Here is a 2,122-nt window from a genome sequence, read left to right on the forward strand (position 1 = left end):
ATCAAGGACTACTCCAGCGCGTTCACCACCCGCAACGGTGGAGGCGACGTCGTGCGCACAGACGGAAGCCTCCCGATCCTCGACCTGACCGGCCTCGAGGCGCTCGAGCCGGAGCGGGTGCAGCCGCCGACGGATGCCTTGTCGCGAGCGATGTCCCATCGAGTGCCGCCGCCGAGCCTCCTCGCCGCGGCCGCGATGAGCATGGCCAAGGCTGCGGTCACGATCGCGACCGTGCTCGTGGCTGTCTTCCAGGGGGACGATCGCCCGGCCGCGTCGACCCTCGAGCTCGCCGTGATGGGCAGCAGCGCYTTGTGCCTCATCGGTCTGTGGGTGTTCGTGCTCGCTCACCGTGCCTGGGCTCGGATAGCCCTCATGTGCGCGTGCACCGTGGAGGCGGTCACACAGCTCGTAGACCTGAGCCGCGCCGAAGAGGTCCACTTCCTGGTCCTGATGAGCACCGCGATCAGCGTCCTCATCCTCATCGCGGTGAGCTCTGATGCGGCCCGGCGCTGGGTGCGGCTCGGGCAACGAGCCTGACCAGACGGTCGTCCGCGGCCTGTGGGGTCGTCGCGAGGTCGAACGTTGCTCCGCGCATCGCTGGATCCGTGGAAGCGGTCGTCACTCAGGGAAGCCGGGTCAGGCGAGGACGGACTCCACGGTGGAGCCACGGTGTCGGTGCTTGTGCACCCGCAGCTGGGTCGGGATCCGGTCGCGCATCTCGGCGACGTGGCTGACGACGCCGACGACGCGACCTCCGTCGCGGAGGCCATCGAGGGTGTCCATCACGTCGTCGAGAGTCTCCGCGTCGAGAGAGCCGAAGCCTTCGTCGACGAAGAGGGTGTCGAGGTCAGCGCCGCCGGCCTCCTGGGTGATGACGTCGGCCAGCCCGAGAGCCAGCGCGAGGGACACCACGAAGGTCTCGCCCCCCGACAGGGTGGCCGGGTCCCGGCTCTCGCCGGACCAGTCGTCGCGGACGAGCAGGCTGAGGCCGCCCCTCGTCTCGCCGGCCCCCCGCCGACCGGTGTGCTCGAGGGAGTAGCGCTGGTCACTCATCCGGGCCAGCCGTTCGTTGGCGGCTGCGACGACCTGACTGAGGCGGTGGGCGAGGACATAGGCAGAGAGACGCATCTGGAGGGTGTTGTCGGCTGCCTTGCCCTCGACGAAGGCGGAGAGGTGGGTCGCGAGGTCGAGGTCCTCCCGGACGGGTGCCCAGGCCTCCAGCGCGGCCCGCAGGTCGTCGCCCAGGGCGCCGAGGCGGATGACCCGGCGGGTCGCGACCTCGAGCTGCGCGTGGGCGGCGCGGGCGTCGGACCCGGCCACCTCGACCCGTCGGCGGGCCGTGGCCAGGTCCGGCACCGGTCGACGGGCCCCGGCGGCGTGCGCGGGATCGTCCAGCACCCCGCGGGCCCTGGCCAGCCGGCTCTCGGCGGCGTCGAGGCGGTGGACGAGGTCCTCGATCTCGGGGTCGTCGAGCAGGGCATCGCGGTAGTCGTCGACGTCGGTGAAGCCTGCGCGTCCGGCGGCATCGGCCAGGGCACGCTCGGCGGCGAGGCGGTCGCGCTCGGCGAAGCGGAGCTCCTCATGGGTCGCGCAGGCCTCGGACAGACGGGCGTGGCGGCGGGTCAGGTGCTGGAGCAGCGCCGTGAGGGTCGGCTGGCCTGTGCCGTCCAGGACCGCGTCGACGCGGGTGGTGAGGCGGTCGCGCTCGCCGCGGTGGAGCTCGAGCCGGGAGGTGAGTCCGGCCAGCCGCTGCTCGTGGGCGTCGATCTCGGCCCGCACGGCGTGCGTCTCGGTCTCGACGCCGGTCACGCTCGCCCTGAGGACGTCGGCCCGGGCAGCCGCTGCGGCCACCCCGCTGTGGAGGTCGATGGCCTCGGCCAGCTCGTCATCGAGGGAGCCGGGCTGCTCGGAACCGGTGAGGGCGACGAGGGCCGCGTGCTGCGAGTCGAGGTGCCGCACCCGGTCGTCGAGCGCGACCACGACGGTCTCGGCGTCGTCGACCGCCTTGCGTGCCGCACGCTCACCTGCGGCGTCGGGGGAGCCGTGCGCCGACACTGCGAGGGCGGGATGCTCGCAGGACCCGCAGACCGGGCAGCTCGCCCCCACCGCGATCTGCGACGCC

At 72.8% G+C, this 2,122-nt stretch carries 1 protein-coding gene and 1 pseudogene; one reads left to right on the forward strand and one right to left on the reverse strand.

All coding sequences use genetic code 11. From position 1 onward, the window contains the following. A pseudogene (locus ACXJKL_RS19900) lies at positions 1-537 on the forward strand (hypothetical protein); the annotation flags it as partial. 99 nt (positions 538-636) lie between these two features. On the opposite strand, the gene ACXJKL_RS19905 reads toward ACXJKL_RS19900, so the two are convergent. Then, the coding region (locus tag ACXJKL_RS19905) for an ATP-binding protein (protein ID WP_457208729.1) at positions 637-2,122 on the reverse strand (1,486 nt) is incomplete at its 5' end.

It is taken from the genome of Nocardioides sp. P5_C9_2, assembly GCF_054049555.1.